The organism is Chloroflexus sp. (assembly GCF_034432675.1).
GTDB lineage: Bacteria > Chloroflexota > Chloroflexia > Chloroflexales > Chloroflexaceae > Chloroflexus.
This window is the reverse complement of sequence record NZ_DAOUBI010000186.1, coordinates 29,865-55,112: the sequence shown is the minus strand read 5'-3', so window position 1 is coordinate 55,112 and position 25,248 is coordinate 29,865. Positions and strand designations below refer to the sequence as shown.

Annotated in this window: 22 protein-coding genes and 1 pseudogene; 4 read left to right on the top strand and 19 right to left on the bottom strand. The window is 55.4% G+C overall.

The annotated features are described in order from the left end of the window. Nucleotides 1–439: 439 nt before the first annotated feature. From cas4 to rlmN, 13 genes are all read right to left on the bottom strand, one after another. Nucleotides 440–1,048 (bottom strand): CRISPR-associated protein Cas4, encoded by a 609-nt coding sequence (cas4, locus tag VAE55_RS14410; RefSeq protein ID WP_322816443.1) that lies wholly within the window; start codon nt 1,046–1,048, stop codon nt 440–442. Next, nucleotides 1,035–1,292: a CRISPR-associated endonuclease Cas2 gene (gene cas2, locus VAE55_RS14405; protein ID WP_322816442.1), complete on the bottom strand. Its 258-nt coding sequence runs from the start codon at nt 1,290–1,292 to the stop codon at nt 1,035–1,037. Before cas2 ends, cas4 begins: the two co-directional genes overlap by 14 nt. 11 nt (nt 1,293–1,303) lie before the next feature. After that, nucleotides 1,304–2,317, bottom strand: coding sequence for a CRISPR-associated endonuclease Cas1 (gene cas1, locus VAE55_RS14400; protein ID WP_322816441.1), 1,014 nt, complete (start codon nt 2,315–2,317; stop codon nt 1,304–1,306). Nucleotides 2,318–2,636: 319 nt separating this feature from the next. Further along, complete coding sequence (gene cas6 / locus VAE55_RS14395; RefSeq protein ID WP_322816440.1) at nt 2,637–3,638, bottom strand: CRISPR system precrRNA processing endoribonuclease RAMP protein Cas6; 1,002 nt, start codon at nt 3,636–3,638, stop codon at nt 2,637–2,639. Between the two features lie 2 nt (nt 3,639–3,640). Next, nucleotides 3,641–5,995, bottom strand: coding sequence for a CRISPR-associated helicase Cas3' (gene cas3 / locus VAE55_RS14390; protein ID WP_322816439.1), 2,355 nt, complete (start codon nt 5,993–5,995; stop codon nt 3,641–3,643). Then, nucleotides 5,973–6,710, bottom strand: a complete 738-nt coding sequence (gene cas5b, locus VAE55_RS14385) for a type I-B CRISPR-associated protein Cas5b (protein ID WP_322816438.1) — start codon at nt 6,708–6,710, stop codon at nt 5,973–5,975. Before cas5b ends, cas3 begins: the two co-directional genes overlap by 23 nt. Before the next feature lie 8 nt (nt 6,711–6,718). Then, on the bottom strand, nt 6,719–7,810 hold the full coding sequence (gene cas7i / locus VAE55_RS14380; protein ID WP_322816437.1) for a type I-B CRISPR-associated protein Cas7/Cst2/DevR: 1,092 nt from the start codon (nt 7,808–7,810) through the stop codon (nt 6,719–6,721). Next, nucleotides 7,807–9,324 carry a type I-B CRISPR-associated protein Cas8b1/Cst1 gene (locus VAE55_RS14375; protein ID WP_322816436.1) on the bottom strand — a complete coding sequence of 506 codons (1,518 nt, stop codon included), beginning with the start codon at nt 9,322–9,324 and terminating at the stop codon, nt 7,807–7,809. Before VAE55_RS14375 ends, cas7i begins: the two co-directional genes overlap by 4 nt. Nucleotides 9,325–9,396: 72 nt before the next feature. Beyond that, complete coding sequence (locus VAE55_RS14370; RefSeq protein WP_322816435.1) at nt 9,397–10,359, bottom strand: WYL domain-containing protein; 963 nt, start codon at nt 10,357–10,359, stop codon at nt 9,397–9,399. Nucleotides 10,360–10,420: 61 nt separating this feature from the next. Then, complete coding sequence (locus VAE55_RS14365; RefSeq protein WP_322816434.1) at nt 10,421–11,431, bottom strand: DUF4352 domain-containing protein; 1,011 nt, start codon at nt 11,429–11,431, stop codon at nt 10,421–10,423. Nucleotides 11,432–11,544: 113 nt separating this feature from the next. Next, nucleotides 11,545–11,754, bottom strand: coding sequence for a helix-turn-helix domain-containing protein (locus tag VAE55_RS14360; protein ID WP_015909326.1), 210 nt, complete (start codon nt 11,752–11,754; stop codon nt 11,545–11,547). Nucleotides 11,755–12,636: 882 nt separating this feature from the next. Beyond that, nucleotides 12,637–13,953 carry a histidine--tRNA ligase gene (hisS, locus tag VAE55_RS14355; RefSeq protein WP_322816433.1) on the bottom strand — a complete coding sequence of 439 codons (1,317 nt, stop codon included), beginning with the start codon at nt 13,951–13,953 and terminating at the stop codon, nt 12,637–12,639. A 45-nt stretch (nt 13,954–13,998) separates the two neighbouring features. Next, a complete protein-coding gene (gene rlmN, locus VAE55_RS14350) occupies nt 13,999–15,129 on the bottom strand; it encodes a 23S rRNA (adenine(2503)-C(2))-methyltransferase RlmN (RefSeq protein ID WP_322816432.1) in 1,131 nt (376 codons plus the stop codon). Nucleotides 15,130–15,237: 108 nt separating this feature from the next. Here rlmN and VAE55_RS14345 point away from each other — a divergent pair, with 108 nt between their 5' ends. Beyond that, nucleotides 15,238–15,615, top strand: a complete 378-nt coding sequence (locus tag VAE55_RS14345) for a hypothetical protein (protein ID WP_322816431.1) — start codon at nt 15,238–15,240, stop codon at nt 15,613–15,615. 80 nt (nt 15,616–15,695) lie between these two features. Here VAE55_RS14345 and rocF read toward each other — a convergent pair whose 3' ends face one another. Both rocF and VAE55_RS14335 read right to left on the bottom strand, forming a co-directional pair. Further along, a complete protein-coding gene (gene rocF, locus VAE55_RS14340; RefSeq protein ID WP_322816430.1) occupies nt 15,696–16,604 on the bottom strand; it encodes an arginase in 909 nt (302 codons plus the stop codon). Next, nucleotides 16,601–17,806: an ArsA family ATPase gene (locus VAE55_RS14335; RefSeq protein WP_322816429.1), complete on the bottom strand. Its 1,206-nt coding sequence runs from the start codon at nt 17,804–17,806 to the stop codon at nt 16,601–16,603. Before VAE55_RS14335 ends, rocF begins: the two co-directional genes overlap by 4 nt. 173 nt (nt 17,807–17,979) lie before the next feature. Between VAE55_RS14335 and VAE55_RS14330 the strand changes: the two genes are divergently transcribed. Together VAE55_RS14330 and VAE55_RS14325 are read left to right on the top strand one after the other, a co-directional pair. Continuing rightward, nucleotides 17,980–18,495, top strand: coding sequence for a histidine phosphatase family protein (locus tag VAE55_RS14330; protein ID WP_322816428.1), 516 nt, complete (start codon nt 17,980–17,982; stop codon nt 18,493–18,495). Between the two features lie 18 nt (nt 18,496–18,513). After that, nucleotides 18,514–19,275, top strand: coding sequence for an NAD-dependent deacylase (locus VAE55_RS14325; RefSeq protein WP_322816427.1), 762 nt, complete (start codon nt 18,514–18,516; stop codon nt 19,273–19,275). Nucleotides 19,276–19,417: 142 nt separating this feature from the next. On the opposite strand, the pseudogene VAE55_RS14320 reads toward VAE55_RS14325, so the two are convergent. Continuing rightward, nucleotides 19,418–20,203, bottom strand: a pseudogene (locus VAE55_RS14320) (IS5 family transposase). A 326-nt stretch (nt 20,204–20,529) separates the two neighbouring features. On the opposite strand from VAE55_RS14320, the gene add reads away from it, so the two are divergent. After that, nucleotides 20,530–21,570 (top strand): adenosine deaminase, encoded by a 1,041-nt coding sequence (add, locus tag VAE55_RS14315; protein WP_322816426.1) that lies wholly within the window; start codon nt 20,530–20,532, stop codon nt 21,568–21,570. Nucleotides 21,571–21,977: 407 nt separating this feature from the next. Here add and VAE55_RS14310 read toward each other — a convergent pair whose 3' ends face one another. The 3 genes from VAE55_RS14310 to zwf form a co-directional block, all read right to left on the bottom strand. Then, the gene (locus VAE55_RS14310) at nt 21,978–22,346 is read right to left on the bottom strand and encodes a hypothetical protein (protein ID WP_322816425.1); all 369 of its coding nucleotides are present in this window, start codon (nt 22,344–22,346) and stop codon (nt 21,978–21,980) included. Between the two features lie 207 nt (nt 22,347–22,553). Then, complete coding sequence (locus VAE55_RS14305; RefSeq protein ID WP_322816424.1) at nt 22,554–23,708, bottom strand: glucose-6-phosphate dehydrogenase assembly protein OpcA; 1,155 nt, start codon at nt 23,706–23,708, stop codon at nt 22,554–22,556. Nucleotides 23,709–23,723: 15 nt separating this feature from the next. Then, a complete protein-coding gene (zwf, locus tag VAE55_RS14300; protein WP_322816423.1) occupies nt 23,724–25,244 on the bottom strand; it encodes a glucose-6-phosphate dehydrogenase in 1,521 nt (506 codons plus the stop codon). Nucleotides 25,245–25,248 lie beyond the last annotated feature (4 nt).

Below are 25,248 nucleotides of genomic sequence, written 5' to 3'. Positions count from 1 at the left end.
AGTCTTCCCTCTGAATTTGTCACTAGTTTCAGTGCTCTACCGTGAGCCGTAATTGTTGAAAGTTATGATATCTGCTGCAGTGCTGCCTAACGCTGTGGAGTTTCAGTGCTCTACCGTGAGCCGAAATTGTTGAAAGCCAACCTTTATATTTCCTCCCATATGCTGTGATCACTCTCATTGGTCGTTGTAAGCATCTCTGAAGCCTTCCTATACGTTCATTATATCTGTTACGGCCGGTCATGCAAGGGCTTGCTCGAGAGTGTCTTCGCAACTCCAGATTCGTTCAGAATCTTGTCCGAGTTGCGAGATGCATCAATCTGTTTCTGATGAACTATCTGCCTCTTGCACGTAGATCAACTGAGTACCGATTCGCTGCTAATGACAGCTTTCAGTACTCAGTTGCGAGTCAATCGCGTATATGACCATTTTTCGGGTCAGTCTATACGACGTCGTTGCAAAAACGGCGAAACTCACAGTTGACGCAAAGTGCCCGGCTCGATGGCGGCGGTGGTATCGCTTCAGTCCGAATGGCTTTTTGCACTGCTGTGATCGTTTCGATCACGTTTTTACGTAATTGAGGGCTGATTGGGACTTTTTCCGCTTTCCGTAACGGAATGTGGTATATCCATCCGGTTTCCACCGGTAGTCCCCACACCTCTTCTATAAGGAGTGCGTAGGCACCTACCTGAAGTTTGAAGTGTGGCCCAGCATCTTGTTCACTATCTTTGTAGTCAACAACGACTACCTTTGCCGCCGGGTCTGACCGGTTGGGTACTGCAATTGCTAGGTCCAGGATTCCTCTGACGCCAAGTCGCTCTGAGCGTAGATAGACATGGAAGAAACGCTCACCGTTTTTCAGGCTATATGTGCGAAGCGAACGTCGTTTTTCCCGGTCTTCCTCGGCACAGTGACTCGCAGCTCCCTGGCGCATGAGATCTGTCTTTGGACGAATGGCCGGCAGGCAGTAGGTGTACCATACAACGCGTGGACAGTAACGCCACTGTTTGATATCGCTGACTTCAATCGTGTCAAGATCAGGTATCGTCATATTGCTGCTCCAGTATGCGCCGATCACTCCAGGTTTTGCTATCGAAGACGAAGAGTTGGACGTTTGCAGTATGACCTTTGACCCGCCGGGTTATTTCGCCGAACAGTGCCCGTTGATGTGTCCGGCTGAGATTCCCGGCGAAAGCACTGTATTGAATCCGTTGCAGGCCGTAGTCGAGGCAGGCATCAGCGACTCGCTGTCTTGCCCGATCATTGGGGATGTCGTAGATGACAAGACATTGCATTACCGCCCTCCTCACCATCCCATGACGAATGGGGTGTAGGATTCACGCTCACCCCGCACATACGTTGCAATGTGTCGCGCTTGACATTGAAGAATATGACGTAGCGGCTGACGTTTGCCCTCATACGGCTCTGTTGTTTCAAGCCGCTCTAAGACCTTGGTGGCAATGCGTTCACGGGTTGGTTGGTCAAGTCGCCCATCTTCCTCACGCCCGATCTGCCAGCCTCGGTTGATCTGGCCGAGGAGGGTCCGATCAACAACTGCTTGCCGGAATTCTTCGATCAGGTCGAGAACCAGACTGGGCTTTCCCGGACGATCCGCATGCAGCAGGCCGGCATAGGGATCAAGGCCGGCCAGTACTATCGCATGTTCAACCTGACCATAGAGCACACCATATCCGTAATTGAGAACTTGATTGAACGGATCGCTCGCACCTCTTGTTTCCCGTCCTGGCCAGTTCAACACCGGCGGTATCAAGGCCCCAATCGCCTGCCAGTAGCGAGCGGCATAACGCCCTTCGATGCCCATTAATGCCTCGCGAATGTCATCGACGGTCTCTCCCTGCAACCGCTCAACCGCAATCTGATAATCAACCACTTCTGCCGCAGTTGCCATGAGCAGTTCATATATCTCTGGTGCGGTTCCTTTACGATTCTTCGCGACATAGCGGAGAAGATTCGCTTGATTGCCGAGTTTGCCTAATGTGAATGCACGGGCAAGGGCGACACCAGCCGGGCCGTCATAGGCGCGCAGTTGTGCCCGCCGGGTCAGAACGGTTCCGGTGAGGCCGGCACTGTACAGGCTGGCTTGCGGTGTGCCGTTGCTGCTAATGAAGTGAATCGGTATGCCCTCTTCACTACACGCCCGGATTGCATCACTGCTGATGGCAATGCCCCCACCGGCGATAATCACCTGGCGCAGGTGCATGATCGGCACTTCGTTTTTCCGTTCGTTGTCCTTTGTGACCCGTAAACGGCCCTGATGCTTGCCAATGAAGCTACCTCGTTCATCGACGATGAGTTCCATGATATAGCCTCCCTTTCAGAATAGAGTGCTGGTGTCGTCCCAGAAAGGGCAACTGTGCTCGCTTGTTAAGGTTCAGGTGCTCTTTTTCAATATACACATGTTTGTGCATGATGCAAGGAAAAACGATACGAATATTTTTGTACCATCGTGCAATACGTAGACAATGACCCCACCGGAATGTTTCCTGGCGCAGGGTGGTGGCAAGCGCCACCACCCCAACATGTAGATGATGACCCCACCGAAACGTTGTTTCAATTGTTAAGGTGCAGAAGCAACAAACGCAGGTCAGGCCGGATTGTCGCCGTTGCCACCGTTGGGGCTACGGCCAAACCGGCATGCCCTGGAGAGTGTACCAGCCATCACCCTTGACTGCATTACGTCCGACATGGATCAGGCTACCCCATACGATGAGTTCACGCAATTCCGCCAATGGCCCGCGAAAGGTTGCACCGCCGATTAGGCCACCAACCGGAGTGCGCCGTTGCTGGCGTGACGAGACGCTGATTACGTCGATCCAGCGCGTCTTGTCAGCGGTGACGGTCACCTGTTCGGCCAGGGCCAGTAACCCGCGAAAATCGATGGCGAGTGGACCATCGCCGTAAGCACGCGACAGATCATCGAGCCGACGCATCAGGCGCTGGATAAGTGGCCGTAAGGCGATGGTCTTGACCAGACGGTCTTGATCGATGAGCCGCATGGGGGTATGGAAGAAGAGGGTGATTTCTTCAGTCGGCAACCGCGCCGCGTAGTCACGTACTGCTGCTGCGTCAATCGGCAGACCGGGAAAATACACGGTTCCGCCGGGTAATGGGTAGAGCGTTTGTCTGGCTCCACTCAGAGGATGGTACGCCTCAATAGAACGGAGGGTAATTCGGCCACGCCGTCGGCGCAATTCGTCGAGTTTGACCCCAATGCCATCACGTTCCAGTTCCCGCACCGCCATCACGATGAAAGGGAAAAGGTTTTCGGCATGCCCAAATAATCCCAGGCCAAACCGGATGGTATCGCCAGGCTGAAAATGCATGCTCCCACCCTGCCGGGCGTGCTGATCATCGGCGAGCGGCGGACGAACGACATACGGACGGGGCCGCTGATCACTGCCTTTCTCATCTTCACTCCGCATCGGGGCGACCAACGCGGCAACTGGGCAACGACTGTAGAGGGGGCAATCGGCACACGTTGGTGCGTCTTTGTTGGCACAAAAGCGTGTCCACAGCGCATTGGAAACGGCACCGCGTACCGCCGGCCCACTTTGCGCCGCCAGCACAACCGGAGTTTCCGCTGTCGATGTGAAGATGAGGTGATGTACGGTAAGTGTCATGCTTAACTCCAATCTGGATCGATAGCTGTATCGCCAAATGAGAGGCCATTGCGCGAGTCGTAAGGCGTTTGCACAACCCAGACCCGCCGCCGACCGGTCTCTTCCGCAGGTCGCACTTTGCCCTGACTGCGTAAGATGGCAAACCGCTGTTTGCTGATGCTGACCAGAAAGTCATTCGCCTCGATGAAGTGCTCTTCGACCAACAGGTTGACGTAGTCGCGCTCGAAGCAGGCCGGCACCATGTCTACACCGTCAAACATCTGCTCGAACTCGTCTTCACGCTGGGCATCGCTTTGGAACGGGCAGAGACCGTTGATGATCTGTTCGACTTGCCGACTCATGTTCTGATACGCTGTCAGCCATTGCTGGCGCAGTAACGGGTCGGCATAGATGGTATCCAGCCAGGTCTGTACTGCGGCCTCATCGACAATGTCACCATGATGACGTTCGAGTTCGGCCAGCGTGACCCGCACGATGTGACCAGCCTGTTCGGGATCACGATGGCGCCCATAAACACCCTGGCCGTCGTTGGGCTGACGGAAGATGTAGACGGGACAGATTCCTTTCGCTGCCCGTCGATTGACCCGCCCGAAGCGTTGTAAGAGGGCTTCCAGCGGTGCCGGATCACTGTAGAGAGTGTCCAAATCGATGTCGAGGCTGACTTCGACCACCTGAGTGGACACTAACGCTAACGGTGGCCGCCGGGCGCTGTTGCTGCGACAACGCTCAACAATTGTCTGCTCTAGCCGATTGCGGTCACCATAGGTGAAACGACTGTGGATCAGGATGAGTTGCTCGTCGCTCAAACCAGCCTGCATCAGCAGATCACGCACCATCTGCGCCCGTGCGACCGTATTGACGCAGACCAGAACCTGTTTTCCATCACGTACTGCGGCGGCAATCTCGGTGATAATTGCAGGATCGGTCAGCTCGCCATCACGCAGGTGCAATTGATGACGACGGAAGCGGGCAAAGATGTCTGGTGTCGCCTGAATGATGGCTGGGGTATCCAGCACATCGCTAAGCTGTTCGATGATGAGCGTTGGGAAGGTAGCCGACATGACGAAGAAGCGGGCCGCAATATGCTGGCGTAAATAGCGCATCAAGCCGGTGATAAGGGCCAGCCGTTCTGGTTCATAGGCGTGAATCTCATCGAAGATAAAACCCGCCTGCACATAGTCGGTCAGCATAGCCTCGAAGCCGCGCAGTTGAAAGAGCGCTTTGAGCAGTTGGTAGGGGCTGAGTACTTTGAGGGGGCGGGCGTGCAGGAGGTTGAGATTCTTCTCCCACTGTACCTTTCGTACCGTAGTTGCTGCCCATTCCTCGCCATCCCGGAAACGGGCGTAGAGTGCCTGCGCAGCTCGACCATGTTGAAGACCAACGACATCATCCCCAAAGAGGTGGCGTAACCGGTCGAACATCGCGTTCATACTGGCCTGGTAAGGAAGTGTGTAGAAGATACGGGCCGGCGGGTTACTGCCATCAGCCAATGCCCAGGCCAGTGCGGCTTCGGTCTTGCCACTACCGGTTGGCGCCATCAACAACACATGCTGCGCACTCGCACCGGCACTTGCGACCTGATGAGAATATGTTTCCCGTCCGGCAGGAATGACCGCTTGCCACGAGTGGCGTATCGGTTCCGGTAGCTGCTGGAGATGCGCTGACGCCATGTGATCGGCAGTGGTAATCATGCCACGCAACAGAATACCGGGAATGCGGGCAGTGGTTGCTGTGCCCGCAGCAGTCAAGGTATTGACCCACTGGTGATAGACCGACAGCCAGTGACGGATGCGTCTGGCATCAATCGGATGTGATTGCGGGTTGATTTCCGCAACCACATCTGCCATCCCAAGCGCAGTACGCCAGGGATTCGCACACTCGCCAAGCCAGCGATGTAGAAGATCAGTAGTGGCCGGTTGCAGTTCAGCGCAAAGACCGCTTAACGGATCCCTGCGCAACCCGGGAGGATACAGTTCATGAATTTCCGGCGCATCACGGTGGTGCGACACAATCGCCGCTACGACCCAGCGCTGTTCTACATCACTCAGGCCGTGCGCAATTGCATCGACAAAGGCCAGCGAGAGCACTTCGTGACGATGCGACCATGCTGGGCCACCACGCAACCGTCGCTGAAAACCTGCCGCCGCCTTCCCAAAATCGTGAAGAAATGTGGCCCAGTACAGGCAATGCCACAGGCGTACCTCACCTGCCAGATCTGCAAGGTGTGGTCGTAACCGATAGAGATCGGCCAATCGGCAGAGGACATCCCACGTGTGATCGGCTAACGTTTCTCCACCGTACTGTTGACTCTTGGCCAACAGATCATCCAGCCAGTCAGGCCATGGTGAAGGCTTCATCGTCTGCTCCCACAAAGGTATGAAACCACAAACCGAGTGGCAATCTATCAACAACCGGTGCTGTTGGGTCACTCCAGTATGTTGCCGATTGCTGACCAAAACGCAGCATCTGCCTGGTTGTAATCCGTTCGGTCAAGACCAGATAACGGGCAAAGCTGGGCTGCCGACGTTGACGATAGTTAATCCAGCGCGGCATCAGCGTGACAACACCCGCCGGAGCCTGGGTAGCCATCGCGAAGGGCAACAGGGTATGCTCAAAATAGACCTGATCGGCCTGCTGGAGATCGACAACCTCAATATGGGTATAGGCTGCCAGGTCTTGTGAGCGACCCAGAACCACCGGGTAGCGCGGAAAACGAAAGGCATCGATCCACTCCGGTCGGTTGAGGTAGAGAGTCAACCGTGGGAAGAGCAGGAGCTGGCGCTTGAAGGGATTGATGTTCCCTTCAAGCACCTTGGCTTCGCCGCCGGGCAATTTTCCCGATGACGCCGAGAGCACATGAATATGCTCAAGGTCGTGCCTTTCACCGGCAGCAGTGAAATGGTAGGCAAACGCCAGTCCTGCTGGATCGACCCAGTCGCCCAATGCGCTACAGATGTGCCCATAAATGGTTGCCGGCGGTGGCAATGGAAAGCTCGGCTGTACTCCCAACATAAAGTGAGGATAGCGAAAGGACGTTGTCAGGGCTTCGAGCACAATCTTGAGCGCCTGCATAATTCCCCCTAATCCAGCCACTCAGGATGTGTATCACAGTCCTGAATGAAGGTGGCAAAAGCCTCACGCGGATGGCTCAGCATAATACGTGGCAAACCCTGGGACGCAGCTTGCTCATTATGCTGAGCAACAAATTGCTCAAAAGCGTCCCGCGCCTCATCGAGATACCCCTTCACCCACCCCACATAGATCGGCGAACGAATGCCATCGGCGAAGACACGCAGGGCTTCCTGTAAAGCGTCAATCTTAATCTCTGGCAAACCATTACGCTGTGCACCAACTGTATGGTGGAAGATATGGTTGCCGCCCTTAGTAACAGCAAAGATCACCAGCGCCGGACTGACATCAGTATAGTGCAGAGCTTGTTTCGCACCACCCTCCAACTGCGCCATCCCGGCAAAGAGCGCTTTCACGCGGGCCATGCGCTGTTGCTTCGGTAAGCGGTACGACTTCTCGCTTTCGAGATGCTCGACTCCGGCCATACCCTCAACCAGACGCACCCGCTCATCGTCGAGGTTGCGAAAACCGGTACGATTGCGGTACGAAAAGGTACCACACGCCCACAGGTCGAGTGAGAAGAGTCCCTTCAGCGTAGTCCGATAGAATTGATGCTCATGAGGCACTGGATTTCCTTCGTGGCGCGACATCACGCCAAAATCAATGGTTGGATTGACCGGTGCAATTGAGACCAGTGTACTCACCCGGAATGGTGAAACACGGGTAACGGTATCTGTCACCGGGGTAGATTCTTCCAGCAAACGCATCTGCTCTCGACTCTTCTTCGCGGTCTCACCTTTGCCCGGTGCCCGCATATACCCGAACAGATCATCGTCCCAATAACGAATCGGGTTGGCGTCGGTGTAGGCAATCTTCTCTTCGCGGAAGATCGGCGATGAACGCCACTCGGGCACCCGCTGTTCGAGCGTTGTGCGTAACCAGTAACGAAACGCCTGCGCCGACACATAGGGAAAATTGCCGGCTTTGGTAGTAATGACTTTGACACCGACAGTGTTCTCTTCGCGCTCGCCTGGAATCGAGCCGAGATTGTTGAGCGCCGATGCCGGTGCATCGATCAAGAATAAACCGGTTACGAAGGTCATGGTTGTTCCTCTCCTTTCTCCATTGATGATTCGCTAACAACAACTTCCGCATCATCTGGCACAGCATCAGGATTGCCGGCAATCCAGTCTCGCAACTGTTCAACCATACGGATCAACACCAGATCACGCATCAAACGCCAATCGCTGCGCAACACCTCCTCACCATCCATAAAGACGGTGAGAAAACTATCAAGAGTGAAGAGCGTTTCGCGCCCTTGCGTATAGCGCGTGTAATCGATATTCGTCTTGTTGAGCAGGCTCAAAAAATGGTCACTCCGCTGCACAGTGAAGAACTGACGGAAAAAGCGCTTACCGCCCTGCTTGCGGGTGTAGTCGGCGAGTTTATCGCCCAATTCCTTCAAAATCGCTACTCGATCATCGGTCATAAGCATTACCTCCTGCACAAAGAGTTCAACCAGCGGCCACGAAACAAGGTCAATTTCTCGACGGAGTGAATAGTCGCGACGGGGATCACCTTCAGATCGATTCACATCAGAGAGACGGAGAAAATAGGTACGCACAAAGCGCACTGCCTGCGCCGGGAGCGTGAACAAGTCCTCGTACAGATAGTTCACCCGCGGTTCAACTGGTTCGGCTGCCTTCCCACGCTTCCCGGTCGGCGCCACGCGCTGCCAGCTCCGGGCAACCAGCTCATTCCAGAGGTTGCGATAGGTTGGCGTGTACACCGCAAGCAGAAAACCGGTAATCTGGAGCGGTAGATGATACAGCTCCAGAAATGGTGATTGACCATTGCTGAAATAGTAGGCTGTGATCGTCGTCCGTCGTGCCCCTTCGAGCTGCTGGCGCATAATATCAGCCAGCGTTTCAATCAGCAATGTCCGCAAACTACGCGGTGAACCGGGAAGTTTCTCTTCACCGGCAGCCTGCGCTTTCGCCACATCGCTCAGGTTACGCTGCAAAAACCGATTGGCAAACGCAATCGTCAAGTGCTCATCATCACAATGCACAGCGAGCAGACCACCACCCACCTTGGCACAGCCCAACGGCATCGTCTGCAAAGCCAGAATCGCCTCCGGCGCCATCGGCAGACCGGGGGCACCGTTGATGAAGAAATTGATTGAGTCATCACCTTGCAACAACGGCATCTGTGCCCGCCCGATCCGTCCGGGTTGCAGTTTGCCCGACAACTCAAATGCCGCCGCCGGCAAACCGGTAAAGAGGCAGGTTTCAAGCGCTCTGGCCGTCTCTGCCCACTGTCGCAGATGACGGTTAGCCCAGTAATCACGTTTTTGACGCGCTTCAGCCTGTTTGTCGGACGATAACCCGGGACGGTCTGGGTTGAACGCCGATTGGGCAAACCATGCGTTACTGGTAAATGCCACCGTTAGAAAGCTCCGTAACGGTTGCCGCACATAATTTGCCTCGATGTAATCGGCAATACGTTGAAAATCAGCGGCATCGAGATCGGCAACACGCTGCTTCCCGACAAACGCCGTCATCGTAGCAAAACCGACATCGACAAACGGATGGCCGGTATAGCGTATCTGATTCATGCTTACCCTCGTTATTCAACATCTGCATCATCAAGACAAAGTCTATCATCCCAAACTGCACTATAGTTGCAGTTACGTGTACAGCGCTGCGGCTTTTCGCAACTCATCAGCAACCATGTCCACCAGTTCGGGTGGGGATAGCACCCGTGCGTGCGAGCCATAGCCCAACACCCAGCGTTTGATCTCGCCGAGGGCGCCACTCTGAAAGCGCAGGATCACCCCACCATCAGGTTGCTCTTCAAGCTGCTGGGTCGCGTGCCACTGCCGCTCTCGAATATACGGCGCCTGCTCACGGTCAAATGCAATCTCGATCAGGAGTGGCTGTGTACCGCCTTCAACTACAAAACCATTGCGGAGATACGCTGCAATGTCAACGTTTGGATCGCGAACAAACCGTTCGTGCCGACGAACCTGCCATTGCCTGATCCGGCAGAGTGCAAACTGCCGCAGTTCACTCCGGAGATGATCGAAGGCAATCACGTACAGATCGCCACGCGCCAGCAAGAGATGGTACGGCGCTATCAGCCGGTGGGTCAGTTCCTGCCGGCTGGCAGTGAAATAGGTGATTTCAACCGGATAGCACTCGCGAATACATTCGTGCAAGACCTGCAGCAGTTCGGGATCGACTGTGGTCTGTGCGCCGGGCTGGAACGTGAGATGAGCCAGTAATGTATCAGGATGAACCATTATCGGCTCTGTAATATAGTCCTCCATTCGCTGTAAAAAACGACGGAGTGGCGCGGCAAATGGGGTTCCGAGATACCGCCGACTCAATTCGGTACTGATCAAAAACGCCAGTAATTCACCCTCACCGACCTGCAACACCGGCATGATCCACGTCGGATCGCGATAGTAATAACCACCATTGCGGCGACTGTAGGTCAGCGGTGCTCCAACCCGTTCGCGCAGATACGCCAGGTCGGCGAAAATAGCCCGCTCACTCAACTCAAAGCGAGCACAAAAATCAGCTACCGACGGGTAGGTTCTGGAACGGATGAGCGAGTCTATCGTAACCAGTCGTTCCAACCGCGACATACACACGCTCCTTTGCAGGCGAAGAGGGTGGATGCCTCTTCACCTGCTATCGGCACATCAGCTACGGTAAGCGGATTGATACCGGTGTACCACCGATCACATCAGGATCGAAAACGAAGCGTAGCTCAGATGCATCAGCCGGCACTTCAAAACCGATCTGACCACGCACCATCTGACCAGCAGGGAGTTCGCCATCAATCCTGCCACCCGTCGCCAGCGAAGTTGCCGTAATATCCCCGGTATAGCGATACCCTTGCGCATCTTTGATCCAGGTTTGCATTGAAGAAAGGAAGCGGGAACGCGCACCACGATTCTCAATCGTTACGTCAACCAACACAAACCGGTAGCCATCGTCTGGCTGATTGAAGTCTTCACCGGGCGGCGATGTAACCTCATTGACCGTTATGACCAGATCACCGACCTGAACCGATTCACCGACATTGAAAACAGTGATTGGGCGCTCGCCAGGAATGGTTGCCAGCGGCTCTTGCCTGACCGGATCATCACCAAGGGCAACCGAAACCGTACCACCGCTGAACAGGTTGACATCGAAGGTTAGTGTCAGCCCACGCGCATCCTCCGGGATAGAAAATCCCGTCCACCCTCGTAAACGCTCACCAGGAACCAGCACGCCACCGAGCTGACGATCACCGATTGCAACCGTCGCACTGAAATCGGGAGTATACTTGCGAAACTCAGCATCCTTGAGCGACAACTGCCATAAGCCGGAAACCGATTTTGGCGAATCACCCTGATTAACGACTACCATCTCGACCGCAATGAACCGCTGTCCAGGCTCAGGCTGGACAAAGCTATTTCCCTCTACAACCTGCCAGCCGAGAACAATCAGATTCAGGCCATCAATATCGATAACATCACCGATGTTAAAGACCTGCGGTTGCACCACAGCCGCAACGTCAGTTACCTGTGATGCAGGTGCTGATTGCTCTCCCTGGGCGGGCGATGTGGCAACGAGTGTTGGTGCCGCTGCACCACCACCACAGGCCAGAACCATTATCAGCATTCCCACCGCGATCCCAATGACAGGCCATGAACGGTACTGGAGTTTCATCGTCTGCCTCCTTATCCGATTGTAATCAATCCTGTTCTCTGATGTGAGTTATAGCACCCGACTCGCCCAAAAATGGCAACAGCATCCAAAAGTTGTTGCGAATACCGGTACAATCACCACCAGCGTCGAAACATATGCAACCGTCCCTCCTCATCCTCACTCAACAACAACCCACGTTCTTCGAGCAACGGTAGATCGCGGATCACGGTTGAGCGCGGCACACCCAGGCGATACGCCAGTTCAGCCGCAGTGAGTGGTGTTTCGGCCAACAATGCTTCATATTGATCGAGGCGTTGCCGTTTTCCCTGTTTGCTCCCAAACATCGTTATCCTCCGGTGTAAAGATCGCGTTAGCCTGTGATGACCGGAGTTTGTCAGCGACGTGTTGCAAGTACTGCAACAATCTTCGCCTCTATCATAGCAAAATACCTGTTCACAAATGTGGATTTCAACCTGATAAATTAAAGCATTTTTGGCAAGAGAGGTTGAGACAGGTGAGAGGTCTCTCACTCAAACTCTACAGAGGCTTCGTTCTGGAGAATAGGACATGCGGGCTGAAGCCATACCTGACAGCATAGAAGTGCCGGCGGGGCTGGGGGTCATGCGGGCTGAAGCCCTCCCGGACAGCGTGGAAGCCCCTGCGGGGTTGGCTATGCATTACCCACATATCGCGCTGCGTTAGGCCGGGCTGCAAGTGCTCCCCGTGGCGCAGGTTTCTAGCCTGCGTGGAGGCATTCCTCTCCACCGCTGTCAGGTGCCAGCCGTGGCCGCTGGTGCGCAGGCACGAACCTCGTACAACTAAACGTCTACGCGCAGGTATCGCATGCATGCCGGACCGACGCGATGATCGGCATGAGCACACTCAGCACCGCCATGACCAGGATGGGGAACGGTATGCCACGCGCCGGATCGTGAGTACGGCTGCTACGGCAGCATGGCTGCCGCACTCTAAACTGCGCGACATGCGCATGCCGAGTGGGTACGGCAATCCATCCAGCACGTGCCGGCACGGCTGGAGCAGCGCGTTGCCACTGGGCCAGTCGTCCACAACAGCACTCATAGCGATCATCCCCGCTGATACGCACGTGGTTGACACCAGGTATGGGTAATGCATAGGCGGGGCTGGGGGTACCTTTCTGCACTGCCAGGCTCCCCGCCGGCCTTCCACGTATTGCGGCAGGGTTTTAACCTGCCGGGACGTGATACTTACTTACCCTCGCCCAACGCCTCAGCCAGCAGACTGATAGCCGCTGCACGGGGAAGCGAGCGTTGTTCACCGCGTTGTAAATCTTTGATCACGACCTCACCACGGGCCAGTTCGTCGGGGCCGAGGACCAGGGCAAACCGCACCCCACGCCGGTCAGCCTCCTTGAACTGTTTACCGATGTTCCCTGGTTCAAGTGCGATCAGGGTATTGATACCTGCTGCCCGCAGCTCAGCCGCTAGCTTCAGACTCTCAGCAACCTGTTCTGCGCCGAACAACGTCACAAATGCGAGAGCCGTTGTCTGCGGACGCGGGCCGAGGTTTAGCTCGATCATCACATCGTGCAGGCGGTCAATACCGAAGGCCAGCCCAACCGTAGGAATGTTGCGACCGGCAAACAGCCCGATCAGGTGATCGTAGCGACCACCCCCAAGCAGTGAACCCTCCGGCCAGTGCGGGGTAATCGCCTCAAAGACGACTCCTGTGTAGTACGAAAGACCGCGTGCCAGGCGAGGAGCCACCCGATACTGCTCAGCCGGAACCCCCATCGCTGCCAGACCGTCCAGCACGGCACGCAGATTGGCAATCGCTGCCACCGCTCGCTCATCGGCAGCCAGTTTTTGGGCAAGTGCATCCAGAACTTCATCTGCCGTACCATCAATTTGTACCAGCTCCAGAATCTGGTCAGCCGCGGCAGGAGTCACACCGGACTTGATCAACTCAGCCCGTACACCATCAGCGCCAATCTTGTCGAACTTATCGATGGCACGATAGACACCGCCGGCAGCCTCTTCGGACAAACCGCTCACACGGGCAATACCACCGATGATCTGACGGTGATTTAACAGCGTGACAAAACCGGGAAAACCGAGCGCAGTCAGGGCTTCACACAACATCGCCACAATCTCGGCATCGGCCAATGGCGAGGCACTCCCGACGATATCGAGATCAAACTGGTAAAACTCTCGATACCGACCACGGGCGGGGCGTTCACCGCGATAGCTCGGCCCATACGCATATCGGCGCCAGGGTAATGTCAATTGCCCGGCGTATTGAGCAGTCACACGCGCTAACGGCACTGTCTGATCGTAGCGCAGAGCCAGACGGCGGCCACCATGATCTTCAAACCGGTAAATCAGCTTTTCTTCATCACCCAGCTTGCCTTCCAGCGTCTCGGCATACTCAATGATCGGGGTCTGCAAAGGCTCGAAGCCGTGACTTTCACTAATGCGCGTCAGCGTATTGACGATGTATTGCCGTAGCATCATATCTGCCGGCAGATGATCGCGCATTCCTTTAACATTTTGAATCGGTGCCATACAACTCTCGTCTGTGTACAAAGAGGAATCTCGAACTCGCAGGTGTCATCCGGTAACGTTGCGTGTCGGTATTTCTTGTTCTACCGTGTTCAGTGGCACACTATGCCGACCGGCCAACTGACCACACGCCGCAGCAATTTCTACCCCTCGCTCAACCCGCACGGTACAGGGAATGCCGTAATCGGTCAAAATCTGCTGAAACGTCGTCACACGCTCCCACTCTGAACGGCCAAGCGGCGTGCCAGGAACCGGGTTCCACGGTATCAGATTGACGTGAAAGAGCAGCGGACCACGCGGTGCCGAATGTCGGAGCAGGCGGGCTAGTGCGATTGCCTGATGCGGATGGTCGTTTTTGCCTTGCAGCAGCACATATTCAAAAGAGACTCGCCGGCGCGTTTTGGCAATATAGTTGCGGGTGGCAGCCATCAGATCGGCGATTGGATAACGCCGATTGACCGGCATCAATTCGCTGCGCAGAGCGTCATCGGGCGCATGCAGCGAAATCGCCAGATTGATCGGTAAGCGTTCATTGGCCAATCGTTCGATCCCCTTGACCAGCCCAACGGTAGAGACGGTCATACTGCGGGCACCGAGGTTAAACCCCTGCGGATCGTGCAATCGCTCTACCGCCTGCCACCAGCGGTCGTAGTTGGCAAATGGTTCACCCATCCCCATAAAAACAAGGTTACTGACGCGACCGGTCGGACCAGCCATACCCATTGTCCGTAACTCTTGCGAGGCCCAAATTGCCTGAGCAACGATTTCGCCACTGCTCAGGTTGCGCAGGAGGCCGAGCTGACCGGTGGCACAGAAGACGCAGCCCATGCCGCAACCAGCCTGCGTTGACACACACACCGTTGAGCGGTCGGGATAGACCATCAATACGGTTTCAACAACAGCACCGTCGGGCAAGCGGAAGAGGGCCTTACGGGTCATCCCATTGTCACCGATCTGCACCTGCTCGCAGCGGAGAGTCGAGAACGGTATTTCGGCGAGCCGGGAACGCAGAGCGAGCGGCAGATCGGTCATCTGATCAACCTGGCGGGCAAGGTTGACATACAGATGCCGGTACAGTTGACGGGCACGAAAAGCCGGTTCTCCCCAGCTTTGCAGAAGTTCGGTCAGTTTAGACAGATTGTAATCATACAAACAGCGTTGTTCCATAGCATAGTGCATTGTACCACGTTGCTGTAAGGCGAGCGCAGCAGTTTGTTACCAATGGGAACCAAATCGCACGTGCCGGCGTTTCAGAGTCGGTAGTTGTTTAGTGAAAGAGGAAAACAAATGCTACGTCGAACCATCTTACTCGTTATCGCCGGACTGATGTTGATCCTTACTGCCTGTGCTACAGCAACCCCGACACCACGAGCAGGGATCGTAACCATTGAGCGGGTTGATTTTGCAGTGCTCGAATCCAATCCACCCCAGGTGCAGGCACATATTGTCGGGTACCTGGGAGATGGCTGTACGACGTTTGCCGGAATCAATCAGCAACGTGAGGGTAACGTCATCACGATTACGATCAATGCCGCTCACAGCGGCGCCGAAGTTTGCCCGGCGATTGCCCCGTTGCTCGATCAGCGGATCATGCTGGAAGGGCCTTTTACAGCCGATCAGTACACCGTGATCGTCAATGGGGTCGAGTATCAAGTGACAATCTAGCACCTGGACAAATAATGTCGGGTGGGTTGGACACCCGCCCGACATTCACCATTGCGACAGTATACACCAGTTCTACAGCACTACAAAATACGTTTACCCAACGCCGACAAAACCAGATCGACGGCCAACTGCGCAGTCGCGTTACGCTCATCGAGGATCGGGTTAACTTCAACCACATCCAGACTGCGCAGTGCACCACTCTCGGCGATCAGTTCCATCGCCAGATGTGATTCGCGAGCCGAAATCCCACTGCTTACCGGTGTACCTACACCGGGCGCCTCGCGCGGATCAACAACATCGAGATCAAAACTGAGATGAAACCCTTCAGTGCCGGTCGTGGCAATTGCCAGCGCCCGCTCCATCACCGTTGCCATCCCACAGCGATCAATCTCGTGCATGGTAAAGACGGTGATCGGCGAAGCACGCAATGCTTCCCGCTCCAGCGTATCGAGATCGCGCACAGCGATCAATACGACGTGCGCCGGATCAAAGGCCGGTATGCGACCGGCAAAACCGGTGAGCATCGGATGCCCGCGTCCGGTTAACACGGCAAGGGGCATGCCGTGAATATTGCCACTCGGCGTCGTGTGTTCATCGTTAAAATCGGCGTGGGCATCGATCCAGATCAGACCAAGTCGTCGCTGCCGCGCACTCCCACTGGCTGACCCAATAGTTAAACTATGGTCACCACCCAGAATAAGGGGCAGCATCCCCTGCTGGACAATATCGGTCACCTGCCGGGCCAGCCGCCCACACATGTCGGCAATCGGCTCAAGATAGCGCAGGCGTGAATCAGGTGGTGGCGGTGGGGTCGTCTCAACCATCGGCACCGCCAGATTGCCGAAATCAACCACCTGATAGCCCAACTCGCCAAGTCTTCGGCTCAGACCAGCGTAGCGAATGGCACTCGGCCCCATATCGACGCCACGCCGTCCTGCCCCAAGATCGATGGGAACGCCGAGAATTGCAATCTGTGATCCACTACTCATGAAGGAGTCGCCTCCTCCTGGGCATCCGTCTTCAGCGAGAGGGTCTCTGGCGGGCCGAAGAAGACTTCGAGGACACCATTGCGGAAATAGGCCCGCCGTGCCGGACGTTCGGCCAGCGTCGTCGGTAAGAGCATATCACGGCGGAAATTGCCAATCTCGATGAACAACTCATCGCCGCGCTTTGTCATCGATACCTTACCGATCTCGACGTGCGGCAACGGCAAGCGCAGCACATACTCATCGCCCTGCTTGACAATCTCCTGGGTTTTACCGATGAAATGAACTTTCACCGGATCATCATCGCCGAACAGACGACGACCAACCATAGCCAAATCTTCAATACCAGCCAGGTCACGCGCAAAGTAAGGGCTTTCCCAAATCGGCAAGGGGCGGAAGAGATCGTAGACCATCTGCCGATAGCCCTGCTGAATACGGGCTAACTCCTGCATAAAAGCGCCTTCGACCTGATCGACCGGCAGCACCCGATTGAGCACGACACCATCAACCGGATAGCCGAACAGAGCCAGATAGGTCGAGGCACGCTGCGCTTCTTTAATTACCATTCGCTCAGGGTTCACCACCAGGCGATAAGAGCTGATCTGTGGGTCGGTCAGGGTTGCCCGCAGTGCTTCGACACCTTTCGTTAGTCGTTCAAGCTTGGCGAAGACATCAGTTGCCGGAACTAATTGCTTAACCAGTGGACGTGCCACCTTCAATGTCGTCGGCTCCCAATCCATCACCCGCGCTGCGTACCATTGAAAGGTTTCAGGCATTGTCAGCAGGCGAACAGTCTCACCGGTGGGCGCCGCATCCACAATCACCACATCAAAATGACCGTCACGCGCCTGGCGGCGAATGTGGAGCAGACTCACCACCTCTTCCATACCAGGAATGATCGCCAGCTCCTCGGCTGCCACTTCATCAACTCCGCGCCGGCGAAGCAGGTTACTTAGATAGACCCGCAACTCACCCCAGTGCTCACGTACTTCGTCGAGCACATTAATCTCTTGCCCCCACAACCGTTCGGTAATTTGGGTAGGCAGCGAGCCTAACGGTGTATCAAGCGCATCTGCCAGACTATGGGCTACATCGGTGCTCACGACCAGCGTGCGATACCCTAATTCGGCAGCGCGCACTGCTGTCGCTGCCGAAGTGGTAGTCTTGCCGACGCCGCCTTTGCCGAGATAGAGGATCAGCCGCATTGATGTATCCTTCTGTATCGGAATCTGAAGTAATGGACAATCGGTTCGCTCATTCGTTGATGCGACGCCGCATTAATTGTATATGTTGCAGTACGTGCCGTCAATCCTGTATGATACACTATACAATGATGATACGTGATCATTGTTACTACAGCAAGATGTAAGGAAATTCAGTGCTTTCTGATCTCTTTCTTATTCGCCACGGTCAACCTGTTCACAATCCGTCTATTCCGTACCAGTTACCGCCAGGGCCTGATCTGTCGGAACGAGGGCGTGTCGAGGCTCGCCAGGTCGCGAACTTTCTGGCTGATAAAGGGATTGAGCAGCTCTTGGTCTCACCATTTGCCCGTACTACCCAGACGGCTGAGGTACTGGTTGATGTGCTCAACATACCGGTCGCCTTCACCGCTCTGGTGCAGGAGCATGCACCGGGTGAAACGTTCGAGCAGGTGCGGGCGCGGGTACGTGAGGTTCTGGCAGGACTGGCCGATTCGCCGTACCGGCGAATTGCCATCGTTTCGCACGGTTCACCGATTCGGGCATTCTTGCTCGAATTGAGTCACGATCAGATCGATCTACGCCACCACGTGTACCCTGGCGGAAACCCGGCCCCCACCTGTGGCATCTGGCACGTCACCTTTGCCAACCAGCGTGCCTACCGATTCGATCTGGTGTTCAAACCGTCCTGAACGTAGCGGAGGCCGGTCATGAACGATCTCGATCTCGATGATGTCATCACGATGCTGGCCGAATCTCTATCCACGGCCCGTCATGTCACTGTACTCACCGGTGCCGGCGTGTCGGCTGAAAGTGGTATTCCAACATTTCGTGATGCCCAGACCGGTCTCTGGTCACATTTTGACCCAGAGGAGCTGGCATCACCGGCAGGTTTTGCCCGCAACCCAGCGCTGGTCTGGCGCTGGTACGCCGAGCGACGGGTGAAAGCCTGTGCTGCCCAGCCTAACCCGGCCCACCATGCCCTGGCCGATCTGGCGACCCTGGTACCAAAGCTCACACTGGTCACGCAGAATATTGACGGATTACACCAGCAAGCCGGTAGCCCACAGGTGATCGAACTGCACGGCAACATCCACCGTGCCCGCTGTACAGTCGATGGTTCAATCCATACCACCTGGGATTACGACGAAGAGCTACCGCAGTGCCCCAACTGCGGCGCATTGTTGCGCCCTGATGTGGTCTGGTTTGGCGAATATCTGCCACCTGATGCCCTGGAAGCTGCCTACGCTGCAACCCTCGATTGCGATGTCTTCTGCTCGATTGGGACATCAGGGGTCGTCGAGCCGGCAGCCTCACTACCACGCATTGCCCTGTCACGGGGCGCGACTGTGTTGATCCTCAACCTTGAACAAACCACTACCGCTCGCCCACCCCTGTTCACCGTGTACGGAAAGGCCGGTGAAGTGTTACCGCGCCTGGTAGCAGCGGTGCGATCGTTGCGTTGGCAATAAGAGCCTATCCGAAACGTAGGGCGAGATGGCATCTCGCCCTACGAAACGTGCCTCAGAAGCGATGTTTCGGATAGGTTCTTAGTACCTATCCGAAACATGCGCGACGGTAGGCGATGAGGCGTGCAGCGAATTGGATAAGACCTTACCAGTGCTCAGCTTTCTTCTCCCACCGGATCAACAACCTGCGAAAGCGGTTGCACCACCTATGCGTTCGCTCGACCACCCAACGTCGGGCTGGATGCCGATTGGGATCCCTCGGCTCAGAGATGGAGTATCTAGGCCACGCTGGGGAATATGAACCTGGTACCCGCGCTCGGCCATCTCCTCACGGGTCTCAGGATAGTCATACCCCTTGTCGGCACACAGATGCTGTTCCTGCTCTTCTAGATCGGGGCGTTCCCATACAATGGCGTCGACGGTCTCTGCCACCATCGTCATGGCAATTGGCACCGGAGAGCGTGCTTCCAATGGGCATACCCCCTCCGTCAGTAATCAGATGGCGTTTGCTGCCACTTTTCCCTCGATCAGTGGGATTGAGACCGGTTTTCTCGCCTCCCAAAGGGGCCTTCACCGTGGACCATCGAGAGCCTGCCATTGCCAGTCGCTCCCCTTGATCTCATCATAGCGTTCCACCAGGATGGCCCACAGCTTGGCAACGATGCCCGCCTTGACCCATTGCGAGAAGCGCAGGTGACAGATCGAACCGGAACTGAACGCCTTGGGTATAGCCTTCCATTGACAGCCGGTCCGCAGAACATAAAAGGATACCGTCACGAGCTACCCGGTCGGGTACTCGCGGACGCCCTGGTTTCTGCTTGGGACCAGGTTTGGGCAACAAGGGCTCGATCTCGGCCCACAGGTCATCGGGAACACGCCGGATGGTCGGTGCTGGTTTCTTCTTGGAGTCTGTTTCATTATTATGCACCATTCTACCAAAGAATCGACTTTTAGGATAGGCTCCTAACAGGGATTACATAGCAGCGCTTCCGTAGTCATCACGTGCTGAATTGGCTGCCTTCCACGCTTGGTCTGGCGTGCGGAAGTTGTGTTTCCGCGCTCCCGTGCTCTCTGCTAGGTGCATGTCGCACCGGTTACTGTGTTGAGCCGGGTATGATATGCGTTTACGCCCCGACTCTGACCTGTCAATGATTTGAGCTGACTTCCAGAAAGTGTTTACTCATTTCGTTGTTTCGTTATGTAGCAACATCCGGTACAATACCGTACATTAGCATCTTGGAAAAGGGGAGTGAGATTATGCTAACGGCTGAACTGGCGGCGTTCATTGAGCGTATGCCTAAAGTTGAACTTCATCTTCATCTGGAAGGTGCGGTGATGCCGCAGACCTTTTTGGCCTTGAGTCGGCGTAATAATATCTCACTCCCGGTACAGACCGAAGAAGAACTGCTTGAACTCTTCCACTACCGCGATTTTCACAACTTTCTGGAAACATTTATGGCTTTGACGGCAACCATCGTTTCCGGTGAGGATTTTGAATTATTGGCGTTTGAGCTGGGGATGGCCCTGGGCCGTCAACACGTGGTTTACGCTGAGGTCATGATTTCGCCAATGCAACATGTTCGGCGGGGTGTTGATCTCGGTGAAGCGCTGGCTGGAGCAGCATCTGGTTTTGCACGTGCCAGACGTCAGGGCGGGCCTCACGTTGGGATTGTGCTTGACTATGGTCGACAATACGGTGCCGAGGCAGCCTGGCCGATCCTCGAAACGGCCATCGCCTGTCGTTCGCTTGGTGTGGTGGGATGGTCGATTGGTGGTAATGAAATTGGTCATCCACCAGAAGAGTTTGCCGAGTTGTTTGCGGCTGCCCGTCGTGCAGGTCTGGGGTTGATGGCGCACGCTGGTGAAGTTGTCGGGCCGGCCAGCGTTTGGGGGGCAATTGATGTACTGGAGGTTTCTCGTATTGGTCACGGCATTCGTAGTGTGGAAGATCCGCTCTTGCTGAAAGTACTGGCCGAGCGTGATGTAGTGCTCGATGTCTGTCCGAGCAGCAATATCCGCACGAAAGCTGTCACGTCCTGGCAAACCCATCCGTTGCGTCAATTGTACGATGCCGGTGTGCCGGTTACGATCAATTCTGATGACCCAACATTCTTCGAGACAACGCTGAGCGAAGAGTTTCGGCGGATCGCCCACCATTTCGGCTTCACTGCGGATGATTTTTGCCGCATGACGCTCACGGCTGTCCGGGCCACATTCTTATCACCGGCAGAGCGTGATGCATTGCTGACAACCATTGCCCAGGAACAGCAGCGGTTGCGCACAGCGTTGGGGATGTAGCGGCATGCCTGACCGTAGCATCCCGGAGATTGCGTTGTCTGGTGTGCGGAAGGGTGATTTCTGCACCCACCATGCGTGATGGTGGGCGTGTGTCGCACCGGTCAACCGGGTGGTCATCTATGGATACGGCGTTCAATCACTTCCATAATTACGTTCCATGCGAGCCAACACGTGTTCTCTCGCCCTCCCGCTTTTTCTGCCGCAACGACATCACGAATAATCCATCGCGGTGACAATGTGATGGACACGGTAGGTGTGGGTTTAGAACCCGCCCCTACTGTGAGCAGGCCACGGAGGCTGACTGCCAAGAAGAATAGCACGACGTGGTGATCAACACCGTGCAGTGCAACCGCATGAACGATGTGGGTAGCAGCCAGTTCCCACGGACGCACAACTTCTAGTGTTTATCACATCACCAGGAACGATAGATAGAAGATAAGGAAGAAAATGAACGACACGGTATTGGCGACCAATGCTGCCATATAACTCGCGGCTGCTTTGCGTTTGCGGATCAGCATGAACACAAAGCCTTCAACTGCTACCGCCAGCGCAAAAGCCGCTACGATAACGGCTAGCGGATTGACCAGCGCCAGCAACAGTTGACCAAGCAATAAGGTGACGATTGCGGAAACCGTGCTGGCGATAGCCGCATCTCCTAACGCACGAAACAGTGGTTGCCACTTGATCTGGACAAGTGTCAACCATTCTAACAGTAACATCAGGATGAGTAATCCTACGCCGATTGGGCTGAAGATAAGTTCAGTGAAAGGAAACATCAGTTTGATCCTGGCTTCTATGCAACTATGCGTATCTATACTCTACAGAAGAGTTTATCCTATCCCCAAACCCATAACGGAGAAGACACTACTTCCATCTGTCCCAGTAGGTTATTTTGGCTAGATGTTGAATTCCAACGCACAGGAAGGTGTCATATATCTTGTCTACTTTACCAATCAGGCCGACCGATAGCTGAGGTCGGCTCGTCAATGCGCAGTGTTATTACGATTGACCAAACGACGGGCCAGGCCGCCGGCCAGACCGAGTGCTGCGGCAAAGGTGCGGTCTCTACTCAGCAGGCGCAGTTCACTACTTAAGAGATCGGCCAGCGTTGCATGATCTATCTTTGCGGTGCGTTCAATAGGACTGGCACCGGCAATCGTGGCCCGCGTACAGGCATGACCGGCATCATCAGTTGCCTCAACGACAAACTCGGCCCGTTGATTATCAATGGCGCACAGGCTGATCCGTTGTAGCCCTTCACCGTGTCGATCTGGCGCGGGGCGAATGGTAACACTCACCAGCCGAATGGCCGCCGGGCCAACCCCAACCGCCGGTCGGCGTAGGTAGAGTCGGATACTATCGCCTTCAATTCCAACCGCATCTTTAAGTGGCGTCCATTTTAGACAACTGGCCAGCCAGCCTACGAATAGCAGGGAGGCTACCGGATTCGCTACTGCATCGGCAGCATACTCTATCTCGATCTCATCAATCCGATGCAGATGGGGCAGAAATGATCGGGTGTCAAAGAACTGAGCTGTTAACTCACGCCACGGTGTCAGCCGTGTCCATCCCAGATCACTCACCGCCGGTGCTCCGTTAGCCCGTTGTTCAAAGATCGCCAGATCGGCCAGTTCCGCAATCGGATCGGCAAAGGTGGTTGAGTCAACAATCAGCCGATCACACAGCCGATACAGACGTTGGATCAATGGCTGGGCCAGTGGCTGAGGTCCAGGTGCCCATAGTACCACTGGTAGATCGGGGACCAGTAAGGGCAGGACGATGCCAGACAATTGACCGGCTGGGGTGCCACGGGAGTGAATTGTGATCTGCTCACCGCACACCTGGGTATGCCCGGCATTCGTGAGGGTGCAGAGTGCCTGTACATTGGCCTGCAAGGATGGAGATGTGCCAGGCTGATCAACAACCACAACGGTACGATTGGGATGCTGTGCCGTTAGTTCTGGCGCTACTGCCAGTATCTGTTCGGCCCAGGAATCATCTGGTGCGCACACGATCAGGTTGACCGTCAGCGCCCGTATCACTGCCTGGCCACCGGCGTCGGGATGGTTGGCCTGCTCTTGCCACATCTGGCGTAATTCACGCTCGATAGCGTTGATATCGATTGCTGCCTCATTCATAGTTTTTTCACCATGTCACAATCGCCGCCAGAATCGGCCATCGCGAGCGATAAATTCATCGGCTGCGGCGGGTCCCCAACTCCCCGCCTCGTAATTGGGAAACGGCTGTGGCGGACCTTCGGCCCAGGCCCGCAAAATAGGTGTTAACAATGCCCAACTGGTCTCGACCTCATCGCGCCGCGTGAACAGTGTACCATCGCCGAGCATACAATCGAGCAAGAGGCGTTCGTAGGCTTCGGGCGAGGTCACCCCAAACGAGGCACCGTAGCGGAAATCCATGGTGACCGGACGGATTTGTGGCTGACCCGGCACCTTTGAACTGAATTTGAGCGAGATGCCTTCATCAGGTTGAATCTTCATCGCCAAGACGTTGGGTTCAAGATCGTTCAGTGGCGTATCGGCAAAGATCATTGTCGGTGCCGCTTTGAACTGGATCGCAATTTCGCTTACCCGGCGCGGGAGTCGCTTGCCACTACGTAGATAGAATGGCACCCCGGCCCAGCGCCAGTTGTCGATGAAGAGTTTCAGGGCGACGTAGGTCTCGGTCTGCGAAGTCGGAGAAACCCCCTTCTCTTCCCGATACCCTCGCACCGGTCGGCCATTGGCACTACCCGGCCCGTACTGACCACGTACCGTATCATTGACTGACAATGGCCTGATTGCGCGCAGCACCTTCACCTTTTCGTCACGAACTGCATCGGCATCATAGACTGCCGGCGGTTCCATGGCCACCAGACACAGCAACTGCATCAGGTGGTTCTGGATCATGTCGCGCAACGCACCTGATGTGTCGTAATAGCCACCGCGATCTTCTACCCCGATAGTTTCGGCAACCGTGATCTGGACATGGTCAATATGGCTCCGATTCCAGATCGGCTCGAAGATGCCGTTCGCAAAGCGAAAAATCAAGATGTTTTGCACCGTCTCTTTGCCGAGATAGTGGTCGATGCGATAGACCTGATCTTCGCTAAAGACCGACAAGACCTCGGTATTGAGCGTCTGGGCACTGTTCAGATCGTGACCAAACGGCTTTTCAATAATGATCCGTGTCCAACCGTGCGAATGTGCCAGACCATGCGCACCCAGTTGGGCGATGATAGTTGGGTAGGCTTCAGGAGGGGTCGCCAGGTAAAAGACTCTATTCCCGCCGGTCCCACGCTCGGCGTCAATAGCTGCCAATCGTTCGGCCAGGCGGGTATATGCATCTGCATCGTCAAAACTACCGCGGTGATATTGAATGCCTTGCGCAAAACTTGCCCATAAATCTGGATCAACTGCGCCAGAGCGTGAATTGGCATTAACCGCTTCGCGCAACAGTTCGCGGAATGTTTCGTCTGTCCAATCGCGACGGGCAAACCCCACGACTGAGAAGCCACCAGGCAGGCGGCGCTCACGGGCCAGATTGTAAAGGGCCGGCACCAGTTTACGACTGGTCAGGTCGCCACTGGCGCCGAAGATGATCATTGTACAGGGTTCAGGGGTACGCCCTATCCGTAGTCCGGCCCGGAGCGGATTGTCCAGGACATTGGTTGTCACGTTA